Genomic DNA, 22,876 nt, shown 5'->3' on the forward strand with positions numbered 1-22,876 from the left:
GAACGCAACCATGCCCTCTATCCGTGAATACATTGCTTTCGTTCTCATCAGTCTGCTGCTACTGAGCAGCCCTCTGGCATTTGCAGATGAGCCGCCATCATCCAGTGATGTACAAAACCAGCTAGCGGCACTGGCTGACAGCAAGCTGCCTGAAGCCGAGCTTGCAAAGCTGACGCAGACACTTGAGAAGACTCTCAGTCTGCTGCGCCTCAAAGAACAGAGTGAGAAAGACCTCGAAGATCTCAATCAGCAGCTAAGCGCAGCCCCACGTTTAATTGGTGAGGCGCAGCGTGAGCTAACGCGCCTCAAAGCCAGCCAGCCGACACCGGTTGCCGAGCGCTATGGCAGCAGCAAAGTCTCCGATCTCGAGCAAATGCTCAGTGATCGCAACAATCAGCTTAGCGAATGGCAAAAACAGATCATTGATGCCAACAGCCTGATCATTACCTCGCAAACTCGCCCTGAGCGGGCGCAAGCGGAGATCAGTAGCAACCAAGCGCGCGCCCGCGAAATAGGCGAGGCACTGAAGGACGGCAAACTCGCTGGAACGCCACTGACCAACGAAACCCGTGATCAGCTGAATGCTGAGCTGGCCCAGTTAAATGCGCAAACCCAACTGCGCCGCCAAGAACTGAGTGGCAACAGCCTGCTACAAGACTTGGGTGCGAGCCAACGAGCCTTATTAGACGAACGTATCAAACGCCTCGAGCAGGAGCTGACCAACCTTCAGGAGCTGGTCAACAAGAAACGTCGCGAAATGTCCGAGATGACCTTTGCAGAGCAATCGCAAAGCGCAGAAAAACTGGGCGGCGACGGTTTGCTGAGCCGCGAAAGCGCACTCAATGTCAAATACTCTGACTATCTGCTCAAAGCCACCAATCGCCTCAACCAAATTACCCAGAAAAACCTGCAGACCAAGCAACAGCTCGACACACTCAATCAGAGCGACCAGGCACTGGATCAACAAATCAGCGTGCTGCAGGGCAGTATTTTACTGTCGAAGATCCTCTACCAGCAAAAGCAAGCCTTGCCGACGCTGGATATCGATAAGAACCTGTCGAATGACATCGCCGACATCCGTCTCTATCAATTTGAGATTAATCAGCAGCGTGAGCTCATTAGCAACCCAGCCACCTATATCGATACCTTGATACAAAAACAGCCAGATGAAGACATTAGCCCAGCGCTACGAAACTCTCTGCAGAGCATCATCGAGAAGCGTCGGGAACTGCTCGATCTGGTAAGCAATGAGCTGGGTGCACTCCTCAATGAGTCCATCACCCTGCAACTCACGCAAAAGCAGCTCCAAACCACCGCTACCGCACTGAGCGAAACGCTTGAAGAGCAGATGTTCTGGATCCCGAGCAACAAACCGCTCAATCTCGATTGGTTTATGAGCTCACCGGCCAAGCTCAAGCGCCAGCTCGCTGAGTTGCCGTGGTTCTCAACGAGCCGGGAGTTCGGAGCGGGCTTGGTCGGCAAACCCCTTCTGTTCCTGCCTTTGTTACTGGTTATTGGCCTGCTGTTGTGGCGACGCCACGCAATTACCAACAAGCTTATCGACATCCACAAGGATATCGGACACTACAAAAACGATAACCAGCTGCATACGCCAATGGCGATTTTGCTGAATATCCTGCTGGCTCTGCCGGGGGGGCTGTTCCTGACGCTATGCGGCTTTGCCCTGCAAATAGATGCGCGCGGACAAAACGCCAGTCTCGCTTCAGCCTTTTTCAGCATGGCGCAAGCCTGGATGGTGCTGTACACCGTCTACCGTATTCTGTCGCCAAGCGGAGTCGCTGAACTGCACTTCCGTTGGACTCGACCGCACGTTACCTTCTTGCGGCGCTATGTTCGCTATCTAGGCTTGATTGTTCTGGCCCTTGTAGCGGTGGTGACCATTGCCGGGCATCGACCAGCAGAACTGGCAGATGACGTGCTCGGCATCGCAATCTGCATCACCTGTTACGCGCTGATGACCTGGCTACTCAGCCGGGTTCTGTTAACCGGGCCCGCCCGCGAAAACAGCTCGATGTTCCGCACCCTCATTGCTGGGATTGTCTGCCTATTGCCCTTGGCCCTGATCGTTGTAGTCGGCATGGGCTATTTCTACACCGCAATCAGACTCACCGACCGCTTGCTCGATACTCTTGGCCTGATGATGCTTGGCCTGATCGTCGAAGCAACCTTTGTCCGCGGTCTTGCGGTGGCTGCCCGTCGCCTGGCTTATCAGCGTGCAATCGCCAAACGCCAAGCTGCGCAAGCCGCAGAAGAATCAGAGACTGGCGAGGTGATGACCGAAGAGCCGACACTGGATATCGAGCAAGTTAACCAGCAGTCACTAAGACTTGTGCGGCTGGCCTTGCTGGGTGTGTTTATCAGCTTGCTCTGGCTGATCTGGGCTGACCTGATTTCAGTGTTCTCATACCTCGACAACGTTACCCTGTACGAGTACATCAGCGGCACCGGGGCGATGGCAAGCATGGTCCCAATCAGCCTCAGCGACGTCCTTGGCGCATTGGTGATCATCGGTATTACCATCGCGCTCGGGCGCAACTTACCCGGCTTACTTGAAGTGTTGGTGCTCTCGCGCATGAAGCTCGCCCAAGGCAGCTCATACGCAACCACCACCCTGCTGTCCTACGCCATCGTAGCCATCGGTACGGTCACAACCCTATCGACTCTGGGCGTGAGTTGGGACAAGTTACAGTGGCTGGTCGCAGCGCTATCGGTAGGTCTTGGATTTGGCTTGCAAGAAATTTTCGCCAACTTTATTTCCGGTCTGATCATTCTGTTTGAACGCCCGGTGCGTATTGGTGACGTTGTGACCATTGGCAATCTGTCCGGCACGGTGAGCAAAATTCGCATTCGGGCAACGACAATTACCGACTTTGACCGCAAAGAAATCATTGTGCCGAACAAAACCTTTGTTACTGACCAACTGATCAACTGGTCGCTGAACGATACCGTCACCCGTATCACCGTAATGATCGGCCTGGCGTATGAGTCCGATCTCGAACTGGCCCGCAAGCTGATGATGCAAGCCGCGATGGAAAACCCGCGTGTGCTGCGTGATCCAGAGCCACTGCTGTTCTTCCTCTCAATTGGCGCCAGCACCTTCAACTATGAATTACGGGTTCATGTTCGAGAGCTTGGCGATCGCAACGCTGCGACCGACGAGTTACTGACGCGCATTGCCATGAGCTTTCGCGAGCACAAAATCGAGATGGCATTCAATCAGTTGGATGTTGTGGTCAAGAATCTCAATGGTGCTGAGTTGAACCTGAAAACCGTTAGTCCGGTCATGGTACAAAGCAGTCAGGCCCCGCAGCCACAGGCTGAAGAAGAACCGACTCAAGTGTCACTGACCAAACCAACACCGCCTGCGGTCGACCCGAACTGAGCATCGCGTTATTGTGAGGCGCTGTATCTGCATTACCGGAGTAGCGCCTTGAAAAAACTCAGCGAGCTGATATTTGATAATCGCTTTGCACGCTTGGGCGATGCATTTTCAACCCATGTACTACCAGAGCCGATTGCCGAGCCACGTTTAGTGGTTGCCAGCCAGTCAGCCTCAGCGCTGCTTGACCTCGACCCGAGCGAGGTAGAAACCGAGGTTTTCGCACAGATATTCGCCGGCCATAAACTTTGGAGCGATGCCGAACCACGGGCCATGGTTTACTCGGGCCATCAATTTGGCGGCTACACCCCAAGACTCGGTGATGGACGCGGCCTATTGCTCGGCGAAGTCATTAACGAGGCTGGCGAGCATTGGGATCTGCACCTCAAAGGCACCGGACAAACGCCTTACTCGCGCATGGGCGATGGCCGCGCCGTGCTGCGCAGCTCGATCCGCGAGTTTCTTGCCAGCGAACACCTTCACGCGCTGGGCATTCCCAGTTCGCGGGCGCTCTGCGTGACCGGCTCAAGCACACCTGTTTGGCGTGAAAAACAAGAAACTGCCGCCATGGTCTTACGCCTTGCGCCAAGCCATATTCGCTTTGGCCACTTTGAGTATTTCTATTACACCCAGCAACACACGCAGCTAAAACAGCTGGCCGAGCACGTTTTGCACAACCACTTCGAAACCTGTGTGGAACAGCAAGATCCGTATTTGATGATGTTTCGCCAGATTGTTGAGCGCACCGCCGAAATGATTGCCTACTGGCAAGCGTACGGTTTTTGCCACGGCGTGATGAACACCGACAACATGTCGATTATGGGTATCACCTTCGACTATGGCCCTTACGCCTTTCTTGATGATTTTGATGCCAAGCACATCTGTAATCACTCCGATGACACCGGCCGCTACAGCTTCAGCAATCAAGTGCCCATTGCACAGTGGAACCTTGCTGCGCTCGGTCAGGCGCTAACGCCGCTGATCAGTGTCGATGAATTACGCGCCAGCCTTGAGCTATTTCTACCGCTGTACCAAAGCCATTATCTGGATTTAATGCGTCGACGCTTAGGCTTTACCAGCGCCAAGGACGACGACGAAGCATTGGTCCAGGACCTTCTGCAGTTGATGCATAACAGCGCGATTGACTACAGCCTGTTCTTCCGCGAGCTGGGTGAAAGCGAACCGCAGAACGCCTTGGCACGCCTGCGCGATGACTTTACTGACTTAGCAGGCTTCGACGCCTGGAGTGAGCGATATATGGCTCGCGACCCGTTACAGGGTCAGTCACAACAGCAGCGTCGTGAGCGTATGCATGCGGTAAATCCAAAGTTCATCCTGCGCAATTATCTAGCCCAGGAAGCAATCGAGGCTGCAGAAAAAGGCGACTACAGCGTCGTGCGCGAGCTGCACCAAGTGCTTAGCCAACCCTTTGCCGAGCAGCCGGGCAAAGAACGCTTCGCCCAACGCCCGCCAGATTGGGGCAAGCATTTGGAAATCAGCTGTTCGTCATAAGCCTAAACGTCCGCCAGTATCCAATTGAGCCCCATCTCAACATGCAACTCGGTGCTGTCGAGCATTGTCAGCGCTGCTTCAGTGCCGTCCAACAGCAAGCCAATCTCGGTGCAACCGAGTATCGCGACTTCAGCGTCTCGCTCGCGTAATTGCGCCAAACACTGCAGATAGTATTCACGAGAGCTGGACTCAAAACGCCCTTGGCACAACTCGGCAAAGATTATCCGGTCGACCTCCTCAACCTGCTCGCTGGGCGGGATCAATACTTCAATGGCAAAGCGCTCAGCCAAGCGTTGCCGATAAAAATCTTCGAGCATAGTGAACCGCGTTCCCAACAATGCGGCGCGCTTGACTCCTCGTTGCTGCAGCGCCTGGCCAACAGCATCACCTATATGCAGCAAGGGGATGTCTATAGCCGCCTCAATCGCTGGCGCGACTTTGTGCATGGTGTTGGTGGCAAGCAACAAGGCGCTGGCACCGGCGCCTTGTAAACGCTGGGCAATATCGGCAAGAACCTGCCCTGCCGCCTCCCAGTCGCCTTGTTTTTGCAGCGCCGCGATCTGCGCAAAATCAACCGAGTGAAGCAGCAACGGAGCCGAATGCAGGCCACCCATACGCTGGCGCACTCCTTGATTCAACAACCGGTAATAGCTGCTGGTCGACTCCCAGCTCATCCCGCCCAAAATACCAAGCTGATGCATTGTCTGCTCCTTGCCTGTCTCAGTTTTTTAGAGTCTGAACCTATCGCGCATAACCTGCGGAGCACAGTAACAGTGGCGATATGTCATACGGGTACAGCTTATCCATTAAACCGAAAAAGCATATAAACCTTCTCAAACATTCTTAGACTATCTAAGCAAACCCCACTATCTTGGCGACCAAGTGCAATTGGCAATAGTGCAATTGGCAATATTGCGCTTGATACCTCATACGAGATTCAACGTTAAAGGACGCCCATGTTCGGGGACTCACTACCACTGCTGTTTGTTGGCGCTCTGATTATATGGGTCCTGGTTGCCTTCATCAGAGAAACGTGGAGCCCGGATATCGTTGCCGCCATTGCGGTCGCCGCACTGTTGGTCACGCAACTGCTGACCCCGTCTGAAGTGCTCAGCGTTCTATCCAACTCAGCCCCGGTGACAATTGCGTGCATGTTCGTGCTCTCCGCAGCGCTTGAACGTACCGGGTGCATCGATGCGCTGGGAAATTGGCTAGGAAACCTAGTCGGCACCAACCCCGTCCGCGTCCTGACCGGTTTAACCTTAACGGCGCTGATAGCCTCCGCCTGCCTGAATAACACACCCGTTGTAGCGATTTTGACGCCGGTCGCCATATCACTGGCGCGTCGTGCGGGAAGCATGCCCTCGAAGCTGTTGATCCCACTGTCGTACGCCACGATTCTCGGTGGCACTCTGACCATGATTGGCACCTCGACTAATATTCTGGTCGACGGTGTTGCCCGTAAAGCCGGGATGGCCCCGTTTGGGATCTTCGAGATCACCGGCGCAGGCCTGATTCTGGCGACTGCCGGCATGGCTTACTTACTCTTGGTCGGTCGCCACCTGCTGCCAAACCGCGACACCTTATCGCGACAGTTACGCCCAGACCTCGACCGCACCTTTATGACCGAGCTGCTGGTTCCCCATGACTCGCCAGTTATCGGCAAAACCCTTAGCGAAGCCAATCTCAATGGCGGTAGCGGGCTGCAAGTACTCAAGCTGTTTCGCGCCGATCAGGAATTCACTGAGCCAGCGCACGATACCCTGCTCGCCAATGGCGACCGCCTGGTACTCCATGGCCAAGTCAAAAATGTGGTCGAACTGCGCGAAAGTGGTCATTTGTCGTTCAATCGCAGTGATGCCTTTGAAACCATTAGCAGCCACGATGTAATTCTCGCCGAAGCCATCGTCGGCCGAAATTCACGTTACAGCCACCGACCGATGCGCGATCTCGACCTGACCGCGCGTTACGGCATTGCCGTGCTTGCAGTGCATCGCCAGGACGAAAATGTGCAGGGCAACCTCGATGACTTCGAACTGCAGTTTGGTGATGTGATGCTGGTCGAAGGCACCCCGGCGCAGATCAAACGTTTCGCTGACAACGGCGAGTTGATCAGCCTTAACGCCGTACAAGAACGCGCATTCCGCCGCGACAAAGCCCCGATCGCAATCATTGCAACATTTGCGGTGATGATTCTGGCTGCCTTTGGCGTGATGCCGATTGAGGGCCTGGCGATCATCGGTGCGGTCACAGTGCTGGCGACGCGCTGCCTGGACGTTGAGGACGCGTACAAAGCGGTCGACTGGAAAATTCTCAGCCTGATTTTCGGCATGCTCGCCATCAGCATCGCCATGGACAAAGTCGGGTTGGTAAAAATATTGGTCGAGAACATGATGGGCTGGCTGCCGTGGGCCGGTCCATTGATGATGCTTTCAATGCTTTATCTGTTCACCTCGGTGCTCACCGAGGTGCTCTCAAACAACGCCGTTGCGGTATTGGTAACCCCTATCGCAATTGGTTTGGCGCAGCACCTCGGCATCGACCCTCGCGCCTTTGTGGTCGCCGTGATGTTTGCCGCCAGCGCCAGCTTTGCGACGCCAATTGGCTATCAGACCAACACCTTTGTGTATAACGCCGGCGGTTATCGTTTTACCGACTTCATGAAAATCGGTATTCCGCTCAATCTATTATTGTGGGTAGTGGCGACTCTGGTCATTCCGCTGTTCTGGCCATTGGTTCCAGTCTGAGCCACAGGGTCCTTCAGCTCCTTGAAAAGCTCCAGTTGCGACCGCAAATATAGGCAATACATCTGGAGTGCATCATGTCCAAACCACTGCTTATACCCTGCCCCAACTGTAATGCCATGAACCGCATTCCCAGCGAACGCATCAGCGACAAGCCGAGCTGTGGCCGCTGCAAAGAAATGCTGCTAACCAGCGCACCAATTGAACTCACCCAAGCCAATTTTGCCAGCCAGACTAAAGGTGACCTGCCATTATTGGTCGATGTGTGGGCCAGTTGGTGTGGTCCATGCCAAGCATTTGCGCCAACGTTCAACCAGGCCGCCATCCAGTTACAGGGACAATACCGCTTGGGCAAACTCGACAGCGAGGCCAATCAGCAGTTAGCCGGACAACTGGGTATCCGCTCAATCCCGAGCTTGATTCTGTTTCGCCAAGGTAAAGAAGTGGCTCGCCAGAGCGGAGCGTTGCCGTTGCCCCAGTTGCTGGCATGGCTTAAAAACAACTAGCCCCACAACCACTGCGCACTCCTCAGCTCCAGGTTAGTTGAGCGCTGCGGTCAAGCCCAACGACAGATACGGTCAATTGCAAGCTGACATTCAAGGTTTAGGCTAAACGGCATATCTAGCATGAGGCTAAACCATGTCATTGCCGTTCGAGATAGCCCGCCAACTGACGGAAGAACAAATTGCTTTTGTAAAACGCAGCGGCCTCAAGGCTGAAGCCCTTGAGCCTGGCTTTGTCAGGCTATGTATGCCTATGGCTGGCAATGAAAATCACATTGGCAGCATGTACGCGGGCGCGCTGTTTACCCTTGCAGAAATTCCCGGAGGCGCGCTATTTCTCACGAGCTTCGACGTCAAGCGCTTCTACCCGATCGTTAAAGAGATGAACCTGCGCTTTCGGCGCCCGGCCAAAGGTGACATCACTGTTGAAGCACGCTTAAGCGCAACTGAAATACAAAACTTGCAAGATGAAGCCCAACGTCTGGGAAAAGCCGAGTACATGCTGGAACTTCAGCTAAAGGATTCAAGTGGGGAAGTGGTCGCTGAAAGTTGTGGTCATTACCAGTTACGAACCCACTGACACATGACCTTGCTAAAGCTCAAAAGACCAGCTAATTGATGGGTAATAATAAAGGAGCCTCTGAAAAACTACTGCGCTCGATATTACTTCGTTAAAAAACTACTCAAAATGCTCATTTACAGTACGTAAACTCCGCTTTTTCGAAGTTTTTTGCCTTGTTCTATCTTCGCTCGCTACCTTTTTCAGAGGATCCTAAAGCGTGTCGACCGGAGAGTTCTTTAATGACTGCACATATTCTTATTGCCCACGACTTAAGGGAAACTGCCGATCTCGCTTTGAGCAGAGCCGCTCAACTCGCCACCCAACATAATGCCAAGCTGACCGTCCTGCACGTCCTTGATCCCGCGCAGAACAAGCAACAACACGAAGCAGCCAAGCTCGCTTTAGATCACAGCCTGAGTAAACTCGCGCCCAAAACGACGGCATTGCGCATTCTCAGTGGCAAGCCCTCAGAGATTGTCTTGCAGCAGATCAACGAACTTGGCTGCGACTTACTGGTTCTCGGCGCACACCACTCGCGCCATGATTATTTTTCCGGCACCAGCCTCGACCGAATCGCCCGGCGCAGCAACGTGCCAATGCTGATTGTCGCGCGCAATGATGTGAAGCCCTACAAGCGCTCGCTGGCAGCGATCGACTTCTCGGTTTGCGCTTGCTGTGCCCTGAGCAAAGCCTATGACCTGCTGCCCAACTCAGCTGAACTGCACGCCTTGCATGTGTTCGAGCCCAATAAAGGCAACGCTAAGCAGATAGAACTGCAGCTACAGACCCAGAGCGCATTGATCGACCAATTAATGGAAGATGAAGCGCTCAAGCTACCGCCAAACGGCCCCAAACTAAGCCACTCGGTGCAACAAGGCAGTATTCTGAGAGCGTTGCAGGAACAGCTTAATAACCGCCGGGCTGAATTAATGGTGCTCGGCAGCCATGGTCGAAGTGCGTTGTCACAAGCGCTGCTTGGTAGCCTTGCCCAGCACTTTCTGCACAAAGCCCCCTGCGATATTTTTGTTGTGCGCTAGTATTTTTCCAGTCACAAAAAAAGCGCCTGATGGGCGCTTTTTGTTTACTTGGCATGCCTAATCAGCGCTATTGAGCAAGTCGTGCAGCTCAACAAACTGTTGAGTCAACTTGTGCCGAGGCTCCAGGTAGATCAGCGGCATGCAGGCTTGATGCGACTCACGCATCTTCACCGAACTCATCAGGTTAATCGGCAATACGGGTAATCCTTCGGCAACCAACTCATCAAGCAGCTGCTGCGGCAAGGTAGCGCGCGGCTGGAACTGATTGACCACAATGCCTTCGACTTCAAGGCCCTCGTTATGATCTTCCTTCAGCTCTTCAATTTCTTGCAGCAAGCCATACAGAGCATTACGCGAAAAACTGTCGCAATCGAACGGAATAAGTACTCGATCAGCGGCGATAAGCGCTGAAACCGTATAAAAATTCAAGGCCGGCGGCGTATCGAGGTAAATCCGCTCATAATCTTCAGACAAGTCTTCAAGCAGCTTTCGCAGCTTATTAATCTTATGCTTGGCCTCAAGCTTAGGCTGCAAGTCTGCAAGCTCAGCCGTTGCAGTAATCACATGCAGATTATCGAATGGGGTTTCGTAAATATCGACCTTGGCCTTTTTGGCAAAAGCCCCACCGGACAGGGTCTGATTGAAGAATTCGGAAATACCCAACGGAATTTCACTGCCCGTCAATCCCGTGAGGTAATGGGTCGAGTTGGCTTGCGCATCAAGGTCAATCAACAACGTCCGATAACCTTGGTAGGCACTCACCGCCGCTAAATTGCACGCGATACTGGATTTACCAACACCGCCCTTCTGGTTAAACACCACACGCCGCATTTTAATTGCTCCCAATCCCTGAATAGCCATGAATTTTAGCGAAAGTACATGACAAGGCTGATGTAACCTAGCGTCTCAGTGTAATCGTTGGAAAATAATTGACGTCAAGGTTTGCGCAAGCTTCATGCCACCTAGATAATGCCATCACTTTGCCTGATCGGCTTCGACAAGCCTAATCCAGTTGCTCCTGACAATCATTGGTTTTTGTCCGCACATTTTGTCCAGATAATGGACAGCTATAACGGACAAGGATGTCCCAAAAGCCAGGTATTTCCTTCCGTGATGCATTTCAACATAGAACAGTGGCGTGCCTGGGCACCAACACTGCAAAGCACACAACAGTGGCGTGACTGGTGCCAGTCACCTGTACCTGTGTCTGATGAACAGCAACAGCCCGATGTCAGCTTTATTGCACCGATGCAGCGCAGGCGCCTGAGCCGACTGGCACGAATGGTCTTTAATGTCGCGTGGCCATTGGCCGAATCATATCCAGCCTTACCGCTGATTTTTGCCTCACGCCACGGCGAAACCCCACGTACATTGGCCCTGCTTAACGACCTTGCGCACAATGAGCCGCTGTCGCCCACACAATTTAGTTTATCGGTACATAACGCGATTATCGGTCAATGGTCGATATTACGTGGCGACACCAGCGAAATGACCGCCCTCGCCGCGTCCAGAGACAGCCTTGAACACGCCGTACAGGAGGCGTGCTTATTACTCAACGAGGGCGCCCCGGCGGTATTGCTGGTGATTGCCGAAGAATCCCCTCCGGCCATCTATACACCGTTTATCGACGACGTCCCCTTTGCCTACGCCGTTGGGCTTTTACTCACACCCGGCGACGACTGGCAGTTACAACTGCACGCGGGAGGTGGCCCAATTAGCCAATGGCCACACGCCTTAAGTTTGCTCAGAGCACTTTGCAGTGGCCGAGACTTCACCCACTACTGGAATAGACGGCAATGGACGTGGTCACGCAAGCCAAACTAAGCCCGCACAGCCCGCCGTATGCCTGGCGCCTTGTGGCCACAGCCTTGTGCTTTATCCTGTTTGGAATCGGCGGGGTATTACTGCGCGTCCTGGTCTTCCCTCTTTTGGCGCTCTTGCCCGGCGATGCCGAGGCGCACCGGGCAAGGGCGCGCAAAACCATCAGCCTGAGCTTCCACTGGTTTGTTCAACTGATGTTCCGCAGCGGCGTGCTTACTTACAGCATTGAAGGTGCAGATCGTCTGGGTAAACCTGGGCAAATGGTTATCGCCAACCATCCGTCACTGATTGATGTGGTGGTGTTGATCTCGTTAATTCGCGACGCCAACTGTGTGGTCAAACAAAGCCTGTGGAAAAACCCGTGCATGCGTGGTCCCATCCGAGCGGCGGAGTACATCAGCAACAGCGGCAGTATGGAAATGCTTGATGAAGCGGCTGCCGCATTGCAAAGCGGGCAGTGCTTGATCGTATTTCCCGAAGGCACCCGCACCACACCCGGGCAACCACCCAGCTTTCATCGCGGTGCAGCAGCCATCGCCATCCGCGGCGCAGAGCGAATCACCCCGGTAACAATCAGTGTCTCGCCAACCACACTGACCAAAGCTGAGCCCTGGTACAGCATTCCCGCCCGGCGATTCCACTTTCAGCTGCAGGTTGGCCCGGATATCGACCCAAAACAATTCAAGGCATCTGCCCCAGCGCCGATAGCTTCACGCAAGCTCAATGACTACCTACACCAATACTTTATTAAGGAGCTCGCAACAGATGAGCGAACTGCAACTCGAAATTAAGAATTTGATCATAGATTCACTGGGGCTTGAAGACATGTCCGCAGAGGACATCGATACCGATCAACCGCTATTCGGTGATGGCCTTGGGCTCGACTCGGTAGATGCACTTGAATTGGGACTGGCCATTCAAAAGCGCTTCGGTATCAAAATCGATGCGGAAGACAAGGACACCCGTCAACACTTCGCCAACGTTGCTAACCTGGCGGCTTTTGTATCTACACGTCAGGCTGTTTGAGAGCGTTATTAGCATGCAAAATCGTGATGAAATATTTAATACCCTGCGCGATGCACTGGTCGAACTGTTCGAGCTCGACGCAGCGGATATCAATCTCAACGCCAATCTTTACCAAGACTTGGAAATCGACAGCATAGATGCGGTCGATCTGATTGATCACATCAAACGCAAGACCGGCAAGAAAATCGCCGCCGATGAATTCAAATCGGTACGCACTGTTGGTGATGTGGTCGAGGCCGTGTTCAAGCTGGTCAACCCAGAGCTCGCATGAGTCGCCTGCTAGGCCTGATCTTGCTCCTGGCCGGACTGGCATACCCATTTGCGGTGTATTACGGCATCGAGCATTTATCACCGCGCGTGTTTGCCGCGTTACTCGGTGGCTTGTGGCTCGCCCGACTCCTGCTTGGCGAGCAACGCCCGGGCGGCCGCTGGATGGCGCTGGCTGCGCTGCTCTTTTGCGCACTACTTGGCGTCGCGGGTGCGCCTGCATTGCTGCGCTGGTATCCAGTGCTGTTAAGCGCCATGTTACTGAGCCTGTTCGTGCTGAGCCTTAAATTCGGGCCGCCAATTGTTGAACGCCTCGCGCGTTTACGCGAGCCTGACTTGCCCGCTGTAGCCGTGCGTTATACCCGCCAAGTGACTCAGGTATGGGCCTTGTTTTTCTTCTGCAACGGCTTGATCGCCACCGCGTTGACGTTATGGGCACCGCTGTCATGGTGGACGCTGTACAACGGCTTGATTTCCTATTTATTGATGGGGCTGCTATTCGCTGCGGAATGGTTAGTTCGCCAACGTGTAAGGAAATTCGCATGAAATGGATTTCCCTTGAAGCATTGTTACTTGAGCCACTCGCTCAACGTAATGTCAGTCTCGACCCAGCACTGAATCATCAACAGTTTTGTCAGCGAGCGTTGTTGCTGGCGAGCTACTTCAAGGCTCAGCAGATTCAGCGAGTCGCCATTCATCTCGACGATGCCGCCGACTTGGCGATTGCTCTGTTTGCCGCCTGGCAGGCTGGGGTGACCATATTGCTGCCCGCTGACGCACAACAGCAAACCCGTTTAAAGCTGGGCACACAGATTGATCTCTGGCTCGACGCCTTACCCGACACGCGCGACTACACGCCAGCTATTGCTACACATTTAGACAGAGATACTTGCCGCCTGACATTGTGCACATCCGGCTCCAGTGGCGAATCCAAGCTGATCGAAAAGAGCATTGCCCAACTGGCCAACGAAGTCGCGGCGCTGGAACAGTTATGGGGCAACGCGCTAGGCAATGCGGTCGTGGTCGCCAGTGTCTCTGCGCAGCACATCTACGGCCTGCTTTTCCGGGTTCTGTGGCCACTGTGTGCAGGGCGGACTTTTCTACGTCACGCCCAGCCTTTTAGCGAAGACATGCAGCGCGCCAGCCTCACGCATCCACACTTTGTCTGGGTCGCCAGCCCCGCCTTGCTTAAACGCATGAGCGACAACCTCGATTGGCCAGCCTTGAGCCGAGTAAGCATGCTGTTCTCATCTGGCGGGGTATTACCCAATGAAGCGGCGCAGAGCCTGCAAGCACGCTTAAAACAGTTACCCACCGAAATTTACGGCAGCACTGAGACCGGTGGCATCGCTTGGCGACAAGGTGGCGAATATTGGCAACCGTTCAAGGGCGTGGAAGTAAGCCTCAACCCGCTGGGCGCACTGAGCCTTACTTCGCCGTATCTGCCTGCCGGGCAGCGTGAGGAAACCGCCGATGCCGTGGAGATTGAAGCCGATGGCAGGTTTCTGCTGCGTGCCCGACTCGACCGCATTATCAAGCTGGAAGAGAAACGCGTATCTCTGCCCATGCTTGAAAACACACTCAACAGCCACGCTTGGGTCAGCGAATCTCGAATCGGCGCGCTGCACAAAGGCCGGGCATTCCTCGGTGCCTTGATTGCACTCAGCCCAGCGGGCCTGCATGCGCTACGCAACCGCGGCAGACGCGCCGTCACCCAAACCCTGCGCAATCATCTCAGCGAGCATGTCGAGCCCATTGCCCTGCCTCGCCGCTGGCGGTTAACCACCGAGTTACCCTACAACAGCCAAGGCAAGCTCGCGCAGGTGCAGGTTGAACAACTTCTGGACACACCAAGAACCACCCAAATAACACCTCAAAGCATCGCTGAAAACGATGGCGAGTTTTTGCTGACACTGCGCGTACCGATTGATCTTGCCCACTTCAGTGGTCACTTCACATCAGCCCCGGTGGTGCCAGGAGTGGTGCAGATTGATTGGGCACTGCGTCTGGCCCGGCAACTGATCAAAGATCTACCTGCGCGCTTTGGCGGAATGGAAGTTCTCAAGTTTCAGCAACTCATGCGCCCCGGCGACGCTATTCAGCTTTCGCTGCGTTTTGATACCAGCCGCGGCAAGTTGTATTTCGCTTTCAGACATAACAATGCAGCGTGCTCGTCCGGACGCATCTTGCTGGCTGATCATGTATAACGCCTGCGTAGTTGTTCCGGTATTCAACCATGAACAGGCTTTAGTGCATGTCGTAGCCGCATTAGGCAAGGCCAAACTGCCGTGCATTCTGGTGAACGATGGATCCAGCCCGGCCTGTACCGCCGTGATCGAAAAACTTGCCGAACAGGCTGATTGCTATGCCGTGCACTTGCTGCAAAATCAGGGCAAAGGCGGTGCAGTGATGGCCGGGCTGCGTGAAGCGCAGATGCTCGGTTTCACCCATGCCCTGCAAGTAGACGCCGACGGCCAACACAACCTCGGTGACATTGGATCGTTTCTCGCCGCCTCGAAGTTGCATCCGCAAGCCGTTATCTGCGGTTTTCCGGTTTATGACGCAAGCGTACCCAAGAGCCGTCTATATGCGCGCTATCTGACGCATATTTGGGTGTGGATAAACAGTTTGTCGCTGCAGATACGCGACTCCATGTGCGGTTTCAGGGTTTACCCACTGGCCAGCACCGTTGCGCTAATCAATCGGGTCAATATAGGCAGACGCATGGATTTCGACTCCGAAATTCTGGTGCGTATGGCCTGGCAGAACCAATCGATGCAGTGGTTGCCGATTCGCGTGCATTATCCGTTGGGCGGTATCTCGCACTTTCGTCTGATACACGACAACCTGCTGATCTCTAAAATGCACGCCAAATTATTCTTTGGCATGCTGCTGCGGGCGCCGCTGATTGCCTGGCGCAGGTGGCGCCAATGAATCAGGCAAACAAGCACCAACACTGGGCGGCTCAGCAAGAACGCGGCAGCCTGCTGCTGATGAAGTTCACCGTATCCGCAGCGCGCCTTCTCGGCCGTAAACTGATCGGCCCGCTGCTCTATTTAATCGTCCTGTACTTCTTTGTATTCGGCGCCAAGGCGCGGCGCAGTATTGCCGAGTATCAGCAGAATTTGATGTTCTGGAGCGGCAAAACCGCCGCTCCCACGCAGCGCTCGGTGTTTGCGCAGTTCATGGCATTTGCTGACGCCTTGCTCGACAAACTGGACATCTGGCGCGGTCAATTGAATGCCAGCGACATCGAGCTGGTCGACCCTCAACAGCTACGCCAGCAAATGCGCGGCCAGCGCGGACAAATGCTGGTTGGCGCGCACTTGGGCAACCTTGAAGTGTGCCGCGCGCTGGCCGAGCTGGGTGACAAGGTCAAGATGAATGTGTTGGTGCATACCAAACATGCAGAGCAATTCAACCAGCTACTCGGTGAGGCCGGCGCCAGCAATATGCGCCTGATCCAAGTCAGCGAGCTAAACCCAGCAGTTATGCTGCAGTTATCTGAACGCCTTGAACAAGGCGAGTGGTTGGCCATCGCAGGCGACCGCATCGCGCTACACGGCGGACGTCGTGTCAGCGTCGACTTTCTCGGTAAACCGGCAGCATTTCCGCAAGGGCCGTGGTTGTTGGCCGGGCTACTCAAATGTCCGGTTAATTTTATGAGCTGCGTCAAAATAGCGGGCCGGTATCAGATCTTGCTTGAGCCTTTCGCCGCCAGTGTGCAATGGAAGCGCGACACCCGTGACAGCGTAATCCGCGAGTGGACTCAACGCTTTGCCGACCGTCTGGGTCAGCGCTGCCTGGATGCACCCGATCAGTGGTTCAACTTTTATCCGTTTTGGAATACAGATGACGACACATCAGCCTGAGCCGGTCATTTTCGGCGAAACTCACCTGACGATCGAGAATGTTGTCGCGCTATCACAACAACGCGCCAAGGCGCACTTGCAACATGATGCCGACTACCGGGAAAAAATCGCCAAAGGGGCGCGCTTCCTCGATACCCTGCTGGATAAAGAAGGTGTGATTTACGGAGTCACAACCGGCTACGGTGACTCCTGCGTGGTTGCAGTGCCATTGCATCAAGTCGAAGCCTTGCCCCGTCATCTGTATACATTTCATGGCTGTGGCCTTGGCAAATTGCTTGAGCCCGACGCAACACGCGCGGTGCTGGCTGCGCGTCTGCAATCGCTGTGCTTTGGTGTCTCCGGCGTGCGCGTGGAGTTGCTGGAGCGTTTGCAGGAGTTTCTTGAACACGACATTCTGCCGTTAATTCCAGAGGAAGGCTCGGTCGGGGCCAGTGGCGATCTAACGCCTTTGTCTTACGTCGCAGCGACCCTCAGCGGTGAGCGCGAAGTGCTCTACCAAGGTCAGCGCCGCAGTGCGCACGAGGTGCATGAACAACTTGGCTGGACACCGCTGACCCTGCGTCCGAAAGAAGCGCTGGCGTTGATGAATGGTACGGCGGTCATGACCGCACTGGCGTGCCTGGCCTATTCCCGCGCCGACTATTTGCTGAAACTGGCCACCCGTATCACCGCGCTCAACGTGATCGCGCTGGAAGGCAACCCGGAACACTTCGACCAGCGCCTGTTTGCCGCCAAGCCGCACCCGGGGCAAATGCAGGTCGCCGCCTGGCTGCGTGAGGATCTGGCGATTACCGGGCCCACAGCAGCGCTACACCGTCTGCAGGATCGCTACTCGCTGCGCTGCGCCCCGCATGTACTTGGGGTCATGGCCGACAGTTTGGGCCTGTTGCGGCAATTTATCGAAACAGAGCTCAACAGTGCCAATGACAACCCGCTGATCGATGCAGAGACCGAGCGCGTCATGCACGGCGGGCATTTCTACGGCGGACACATTGCCTTTGCCATGGACAGCCTGAAAAACCTGGTGGGCAACGTTGCCGACCTACTCGACCGACAGCTCGCCTTGCTGGTCGATGTACGTTACAACCATGGCCTGCCGAGCAACCTGTCCGGTGCTCCTGCCAGCAGTTCAATGATTAACCATGGCTTTAAAGCCGTGCAGATCGGCGCCAGCGCCTGGACTGCAGAAGCCCTGAAAAACACCATGCCCGCCAGTGTTTTTTCACGCTCGACCGAGTGCCACAACCAAGACAAAGTCAGCATGGGCACTATTGCCGCGCGCGACGCCTTGCGCAGCCTTGAACTGACTGAACAGGTTGCCGCTGCCACGTTGCTCGCGGCTAACCAAGGCGTCTGGCTACGCCTGCAAACCAGCCCCCGGCAACTGCCAGAGCCGCTGCTGAACATGCGCGCACAACTGGCGCAGGACTTCCCACCGGTTATAGAAGATCGAGCATTGGAAGGCGAGCTAAGGCTGTGTCTACAACGTATTCGTAATCAGCACTGGAGGCTCTATGCGCAGTAGCGGTGTATTACAGGTTGAGAGCGAAATTGTCGTGCCGTTCTTCGATGTCGACATGATGGAAGTGGTCTGGCATGGCCATTACGTCAAGTACCTCGAAATTGCGCGCTGCGCCCTGCTCGACAAAATCGGCCACAACTACTCGCACATGCGTGATGCAGGTTTTGCCTGGCCGATTATTGATCTACAACTGCGCTACATCCGTGGCGCCACATTTGGCCAGACACTCATCGTTCGCGCCGACCTTGTCGAGTGGGAAAATCGCTTGAAAATCCATTACCTGATCAGCGATGCCGCAACCGGTGAACGCCTTACCCGCGCGAGCAGTGTGCAAGTAGCCGTTGAAATTGCCAGCCGAGAAATGCAGCTCGCATCGCCGCGCGTATTCGTTGACGCCGTTGAGCGCGCGCTGACATGAGCCATTCAATCCGGCGCATAGCACTCAGTCTCTGCTGCCTGTTGATGACACCCATTGCCTGCGCGTTTGACTTGACCGCGCTCAGCAATCAGCTCGCTGATAACGCCGTGGTGCGCGGCCCGTTTATTCAGGAAAAACACCTGCGAGCGATGGCCCAGCCCTTAACCAGCCGCGGCCAGTTTGTCCTCGCGACTGACAAGGGTTTGCTGTGGCAGCTACAGAGCCCAATCAGCCAGACGTATCGGATCAACAGTGAAGGCATCGCCAGACGTACAAACGCTGGCTGGCAGATGCAACCCGGCAATAACGCTGCCGCCCAGCAAAGCCGCTTGTTTCTGGCTTTGTTACGTGGCGACAGTTCCGGTTTAAAGGCTGACTTTGAGCTGCAATTGCAAGGAACAAAAGATGACTGGGCGCTGACATTGGAGCCCCGTGCACTGTTGCTCAAGCAAATATTCAGTCGCATCGAAATCAAGGGCGGTGAACTGGTGCAGCGCATCGAGCTGTTTGAAACCCAAGGTGACCGGACGCTCCTGCAACTGCCCAACAGCCAAGCTGCAGCTGCACTGAGCCAAACCGAGCGAGACAATTTTGCAGACTGAACGCAGCCTGCCGCGCCTGTTCGGCGTGTTGCTGGTGGCGCTAATCTGCCTGGTCGCCTGGCAATGGCGCAACGGCCCACCCGTGGTTGCCAGCTTACTTGCCCTGCTGCCGCAGAGTCAGGTTGACGCTGAAGTTCAAGCTGCAGAGAAACGTATGCAGGAACCGCTCAACCGCGAACTCCTGTTATTAGTCGGCCACAGCAAACGCAGCACGGCCATCCAATTAGCCTCCGAGATTGGTCTGCAACTGCGCGCGAACAAACACTTCGCTAAGGTGCAGTGGCGCTTGCAGAGCGATGTGCCGAGCCTACGTCGGCAACTCTTGGATGGGCGCTTGTCACTGCTCCCAGCGGCCGACAAACACCTGCTGATAAATCAGCCGCAAGCATTCATTGAACGCCGCGTAAGCGAGCTGTTCGATACCTTCGCAAGCACAACCCTTGTGCCAATCAAGCAGGACTGGCTAGGCCTGACAACCCGCGCGCAAACCACCTTGAATCCGCACAGCAAGGTACAGATCGATCTCGGCAGCGGCGCGTTATTGATCACCGACAGAGACATGACCTGGGTGCTGCTACGCGCGCAAAGTCATGGCAACGCATTTGATCTGCAAGCTCCGCCGTTGGTGGCGGCAGAGGTGGCCAGCGCTCGCCGCACCACCATGGCCGCCGGAGGGCAGTTACTGGCAAGTGGCGGCGTGCTGTATGCCAATGCCGGGCAAACCCAAGCCAGCAGTGAAATCAGCCTGCTGGGCAGCAGCGCAATCATTGCATTGATAGCGCTGTTGTATTTGGCCTATCGCCGGGCACGGGTGCTGCTGAGTCTGTTGCCGGTGGCGGTTGCGCTGTTGGCGGGCAGTGCCGCGTGCGTCATGTTTTTCGGCCAGATCAATGCCATAACCTTGATTCTCGGCGCTAGCCTGATCGGCGTGGCCATTGATTACCCGCAACATTACCTGAGCAAGTGCTGGGCACAGCAAGACTGGCAAAGCTGGGCGGCGATGCGGGCAACCCTACCGGGTTTAAGCTTGAGTCTGGCCACCAACCTATTGGGTTACATCGCGCTGGCGTTCACCCCTTTTCAAGCCCTGACGCAAATTGCAGTGTTCTCGGCTGCAGGGCTGATCGGCGCTTATTTAGCTGCGATTTGCCTGCTGCCAGCCTGGTTTAAAGGCATGCGTCTGCAACCCGCCCCCACTCTGCTGAATATCGCTTACCAATTACTGGCCTGGCGCACGCGTCTACTTAAAACCGCCCGCTGGCCACTTCTGATCGGCTTGGCGCTGTTTTGTCTGGGCGGCATATTGCAGTTGCACACCCAGAACGATCTACGCCAGTGGCTGGCGAAAGCACCCGATTTGGTTAGCCAGGCGCAACGCATCGCCGAGCTGACCGGGCAACAGCCCACCAGCCAGTTTTATCTGGTTAAAGCGGCGAATGAGCAACAGTTATTGCAACGCCAAGCGGCACTCAGCAAACGCCTCGACAGCCTTGTCGCCAGCAAAGAACTACGCGGTTACCGGTCACTCAATCAACTGATTCTGCCCGACGCACAGCTTAGTCAATTGCGCCACTCACTTAAAACGCTCAATCAGTATTGGCAGCCTCTGCTCGATGCAGGCATCTCGCAGGCAGCACTGACGGCTGAGGTGGATGCGTTACTGCAGCAACCGGCTCAAACACTGGAGGCGGTGCTCGCAGAACCGTTGTCAGAGCCGTGGCGCCCCTTATGGATGGGCGCCAATGCACAGGGAGTAAGTGGCTTGGTTAGCCTCGAAGGCCAGGCCAGCACGGCGCTCTTGCAAGACGCTGCTGAAGGTCTTGAAGGCGTCGAATGGGTTGATCGCCTGGGCGAGGTGAACAAGCTGTTCAGCCAAACCCAAATCAGCGCGGCAAGCCTTAAATTGATTTCCTGCACGGCGATTGTTGTCTTGCTGTGCATACCTTTTGGTCTCAGCGGCGCATTGCGAGTCGTCAGCTTGCCGCTACTGGCAGCGCTGACAACACTGGCCTGTCTTGGCTGGCTCGGACAACCCCTCACGTTGTTTAGTGTATTTGGCTTGCTGCTCATCACCGCCATTGGTATCGATTACGCAATTCTCATGCGTGAATCGATTGGCGGCCCGGCAGTGAGCCTGATTGGCACCTTGCTTTCAGCACTCACCAGTTGGCTGTCATTCGGCCTGCTGATGTTCAGTAGCACCCCAGCCATCGCCAACTTTGGCCTGACCGTCAGCCTGGGCTTGTTATTGAGTTTTATCTACTCGCCATGGGCAAGTTCCGAGCCATCACCAGACAATCTAAAACCACAAAAAACCAATCACACAGAGACGCCCAGTGAAGCCTGTTGAAAGCGAAAATCGAACGATCGTAGTGATCGGCGCTGGCCCGGCAGGCGCAATTGCCAGCGCCCTGCTCAAGCGCAATGGTCACGATGTTTTAGTGCTCGAACGCCAGTGTTTTCCGCGCTTCTCGATTGGCGAAAGCTTGCTCTCGCACTGCCTCGATTTTATCGAAGAAGCCGGCATGCTCGAGGCAATTCAGAACGCAGGCTTCCAAATCAAGCATGGTGCCGCGTTTGCTTGGGGAGAACGTTATACAGACATCGATTTTCGCGACGGCTTCACTGTCGGCAAGGGCTCGACCTTTCAAGTCGAGCGTGCCAAGTTCGACAAGATTCTCGCAGATGAAGCCGAGCGCCAAGGCGTCGAGATTCGCTATGAAGAACAAGTGGTGGCCGGCGACTTTGAGGCAAGCCATCCGCAGTTGCGAGTCAAACGCTTGAAGGATGGTGAAGAGTATTTAATCAACTGCCACTTCGTACTCGATGCCAGCGGTTATGGGCGAGTGCTCCCGCGTTTGCTCGACCTCGAGTTGCCATCAACCTTCCCTGTGCGCAAAGCATTGTTCAGCCATATCGAAGACCGTATCGACAGCCCCGCCTTCAACCGTGAACGCATCCTCATCACCACGCACCCGCAGCTACGGGATATCTGGTACTGGACCATTCCCTTCAGCAACGGCCGCAGCTCGGTTGGGGTGGTCGCTGACGCCAAGCGCTTCGAGGGCCTGAGTGATGACCCAAATATCTGCCTGCGTGAGCTAATAAAACAAGCGCCCTCGCTGGACACTGTTCTGGCAAATGCCGTCTGGGATACTCCGGCAAGCCCGCTCGCCGGGTACTCGGCCAACGTCAAGCGCCTGCATGGCCCCGGCTACGCGTTGTTGGGTAATGCGGCAGAGTTTCTTGACCCAGTGTTTTCCTCAGGTGTGACCATTGCCATGCGCTCTGCGAGCATGGCTGCCGACATACTGCATCGCCAGCTGAGCGGTGAGCAGGTTGATTGGCAGAGCCAGTTTGCCGAGCCTTTGAAACGTGGGGTAGACACTTTCCGGGCCTATGTCGAAGGCTGGTATGACGGCACTTTTCAAGATGTCATCTACTTCGAAAATGCGGCTCCACATATCCGCCGCATGATCAGTTCGATCCTAGCTGGCTATGCCTGGGATCAAACCAACCCCTATGTTGCCGAGCCAAAACGCCGCTTGAGCGTACTCGCCCAATTATGCTCGCCAACCTGACAAGGACCA

Annotated in this window: 21 protein-coding genes; 19 read left to right on the plus strand and 2 right to left on the minus strand. The window is 55.1% G+C overall.

Annotation, left to right across the window (positions count from 1 at the left end; translation table 11 throughout):
* Positions 1 to 10: 10 nt before the first annotated feature.
* Positions 11 to 3,403: a mechanosensitive channel MscK gene (gene mscK / locus ACN0UH_RS09315; protein ID WP_417661803.1), complete on the plus strand. Its 3,393-nt coding sequence runs from the start codon at positions 11 to 13 to the stop codon at positions 3,401 to 3,403.
* A 48-nt stretch (positions 3,404 to 3,451) separates the two neighbouring features.
* On the plus strand, positions 3,452 to 4,912 hold the full coding sequence (gene selO / locus ACN0UH_RS09320; protein WP_417661804.1) for a protein adenylyltransferase SelO: 1,461 nt from the start codon (positions 3,452 to 3,454) through the stop codon (positions 4,910 to 4,912).
* Between the two features lie 2 nt (positions 4,913 to 4,914).
* Here selO and ACN0UH_RS09325 read toward each other — a convergent pair whose 3' ends face one another.
* Complete coding sequence (locus tag ACN0UH_RS09325) at positions 4,915 to 5,613, minus strand: aspartate/glutamate racemase family protein (protein ID WP_417661805.1); 699 nt, start codon at positions 5,611 to 5,613, stop codon at positions 4,915 to 4,917.
* A 255-nt stretch (positions 5,614 to 5,868) separates the two neighbouring features.
* Between ACN0UH_RS09325 and ACN0UH_RS09330 the strand changes: the two genes are divergently transcribed.
* The 4 genes from ACN0UH_RS09330 to ACN0UH_RS09345 all read left to right on the plus strand — a co-directional run bounded on the left by ACN0UH_RS09330 (position 5,869) and on the right by ACN0UH_RS09345 (position 9,758).
* Positions 5,869 to 7,659: an SLC13 family permease gene (locus ACN0UH_RS09330; protein ID WP_417661806.1), complete on the plus strand. Its 1,791-nt coding sequence runs from the start codon at positions 5,869 to 5,871 to the stop codon at positions 7,657 to 7,659.
* A 74-nt stretch (positions 7,660 to 7,733) separates the two neighbouring features.
* Positions 7,734 to 8,162: a thioredoxin TrxC gene (gene trxC, locus ACN0UH_RS09335; RefSeq protein WP_417661807.1), complete on the plus strand. Its 429-nt coding sequence runs from the start codon at positions 7,734 to 7,736 to the stop codon at positions 8,160 to 8,162.
* A gap of 133 nt (positions 8,163 to 8,295) precedes the next feature.
* Positions 8,296 to 8,739, plus strand: a complete 444-nt coding sequence (locus ACN0UH_RS09340; protein WP_417661808.1) for a YiiD C-terminal domain-containing protein — start codon at positions 8,296 to 8,298, stop codon at positions 8,737 to 8,739.
* 221 nt (positions 8,740 to 8,960) lie between these two features.
* On the plus strand, positions 8,961 to 9,758 hold the full coding sequence (locus tag ACN0UH_RS09345) for a universal stress protein (protein ID WP_417661809.1): 798 nt from the start codon (positions 8,961 to 8,963) through the stop codon (positions 9,756 to 9,758).
* A 57-nt stretch (positions 9,759 to 9,815) separates the two neighbouring features.
* Here ACN0UH_RS09345 and ACN0UH_RS09350 read toward each other — a convergent pair whose 3' ends face one another.
* Positions 9,816 to 10,589 (minus strand): ParA family protein, encoded by a 774-nt coding sequence (locus tag ACN0UH_RS09350; protein ID WP_417661810.1) that lies wholly within the window; start codon positions 10,587 to 10,589, stop codon positions 9,816 to 9,818.
* A 282-nt stretch (positions 10,590 to 10,871) separates the two neighbouring features.
* Between ACN0UH_RS09350 and ACN0UH_RS09355 the strand changes: the two genes are divergently transcribed.
* The 13 genes from ACN0UH_RS09355 to ACN0UH_RS09415 are packed head-to-tail and all read left to right on the plus strand — an operon-like array spanning position 10,872 to position 22,867.
* Positions 10,872 to 11,582: a beta-ketoacyl synthase chain length factor gene (locus tag ACN0UH_RS09355; RefSeq protein ID WP_417661920.1), complete on the plus strand. Its 711-nt coding sequence runs from the start codon at positions 10,872 to 10,874 to the stop codon at positions 11,580 to 11,582.
* Positions 11,555 to 12,370, plus strand: a complete 816-nt coding sequence (locus tag ACN0UH_RS09360) for a lysophospholipid acyltransferase family protein (protein WP_417661811.1) — start codon at positions 11,555 to 11,557, stop codon at positions 12,368 to 12,370. The genes ACN0UH_RS09355 and ACN0UH_RS09360 overlap by 28 nt, the downstream gene beginning before the upstream one ends.
* The gene (locus tag ACN0UH_RS09365; RefSeq protein ID WP_417661812.1) at positions 12,345 to 12,605 is read left to right on the plus strand and encodes a phosphopantetheine-binding protein; all 261 of its coding nucleotides are present in this window, start codon (positions 12,345 to 12,347) and stop codon (positions 12,603 to 12,605) included. Before ACN0UH_RS09360 ends, ACN0UH_RS09365 begins: the two co-directional genes overlap by 26 nt.
* 13 nt (positions 12,606 to 12,618) lie before the next feature.
* Complete coding sequence (locus tag ACN0UH_RS09370; RefSeq protein WP_417661813.1) at positions 12,619 to 12,876, plus strand: acyl carrier protein; 258 nt, start codon at positions 12,619 to 12,621, stop codon at positions 12,874 to 12,876.
* The gene (locus ACN0UH_RS09375) at positions 12,873 to 13,418 is read left to right on the plus strand and encodes a hypothetical protein (RefSeq protein WP_417661814.1); all 546 of its coding nucleotides are present in this window, start codon (positions 12,873 to 12,875) and stop codon (positions 13,416 to 13,418) included. The genes ACN0UH_RS09370 and ACN0UH_RS09375 overlap by 4 nt, the downstream gene beginning before the upstream one ends.
* Positions 13,415 to 15,079 (plus strand): AMP-binding protein, encoded by a 1,665-nt coding sequence (locus ACN0UH_RS09380; RefSeq protein WP_417661815.1) that lies wholly within the window; start codon positions 13,415 to 13,417, stop codon positions 15,077 to 15,079. The genes ACN0UH_RS09375 and ACN0UH_RS09380 overlap by 4 nt, the downstream gene beginning before the upstream one ends.
* A complete protein-coding gene (locus ACN0UH_RS09385) occupies positions 15,072 to 15,806 on the plus strand; it encodes a glycosyltransferase family 2 protein (protein ID WP_417661921.1) in 735 nt (244 codons plus the stop codon). The genes ACN0UH_RS09380 and ACN0UH_RS09385 overlap by 8 nt, the downstream gene beginning before the upstream one ends.
* Complete coding sequence (locus ACN0UH_RS09390) at positions 15,803 to 16,744, plus strand: glycosyl transferase (protein ID WP_417661816.1); 942 nt, start codon at positions 15,803 to 15,805, stop codon at positions 16,742 to 16,744. The genes ACN0UH_RS09385 and ACN0UH_RS09390 overlap by 4 nt, the downstream gene beginning before the upstream one ends.
* On the plus strand, positions 16,725 to 18,269 hold the full coding sequence (locus ACN0UH_RS09395; RefSeq protein ID WP_417661817.1) for an HAL/PAL/TAL family ammonia-lyase: 1,545 nt from the start codon (positions 16,725 to 16,727) through the stop codon (positions 18,267 to 18,269). Before ACN0UH_RS09390 ends, ACN0UH_RS09395 begins: the two co-directional genes overlap by 20 nt.
* A complete protein-coding gene (locus ACN0UH_RS09400; protein ID WP_417661818.1) occupies positions 18,259 to 18,684 on the plus strand; it encodes an acyl-CoA thioesterase in 426 nt (141 codons plus the stop codon). The genes ACN0UH_RS09395 and ACN0UH_RS09400 overlap by 11 nt, the downstream gene beginning before the upstream one ends.
* On the plus strand, positions 18,681 to 19,286 hold the full coding sequence (locus tag ACN0UH_RS09405; RefSeq protein ID WP_417661819.1) for an outer membrane lipoprotein carrier protein LolA: 606 nt from the start codon (positions 18,681 to 18,683) through the stop codon (positions 19,284 to 19,286). The genes ACN0UH_RS09400 and ACN0UH_RS09405 overlap by 4 nt, the downstream gene beginning before the upstream one ends.
* Positions 19,276 to 21,636, plus strand: a complete 2,361-nt coding sequence (locus tag ACN0UH_RS09410) for an MMPL family transporter (RefSeq protein WP_417661820.1) — start codon at positions 19,276 to 19,278, stop codon at positions 21,634 to 21,636. The genes ACN0UH_RS09405 and ACN0UH_RS09410 overlap by 11 nt, the downstream gene beginning before the upstream one ends.
* Complete coding sequence (locus ACN0UH_RS09415) at positions 21,623 to 22,867, plus strand: NAD(P)/FAD-dependent oxidoreductase (protein WP_417661821.1); 1,245 nt, start codon at positions 21,623 to 21,625, stop codon at positions 22,865 to 22,867. The genes ACN0UH_RS09410 and ACN0UH_RS09415 overlap by 14 nt, the downstream gene beginning before the upstream one ends.
* Positions 22,868 to 22,876: the final 9 nt, after the last annotated feature.

Origin of the sequence: Pseudomonas sp., assembly GCF_048265905.1 — a bacterium.
Taxonomy (GTDB): domain Bacteria; phylum Pseudomonadota; class Gammaproteobacteria; order Pseudomonadales; family Pseudomonadaceae; genus Aquipseudomonas.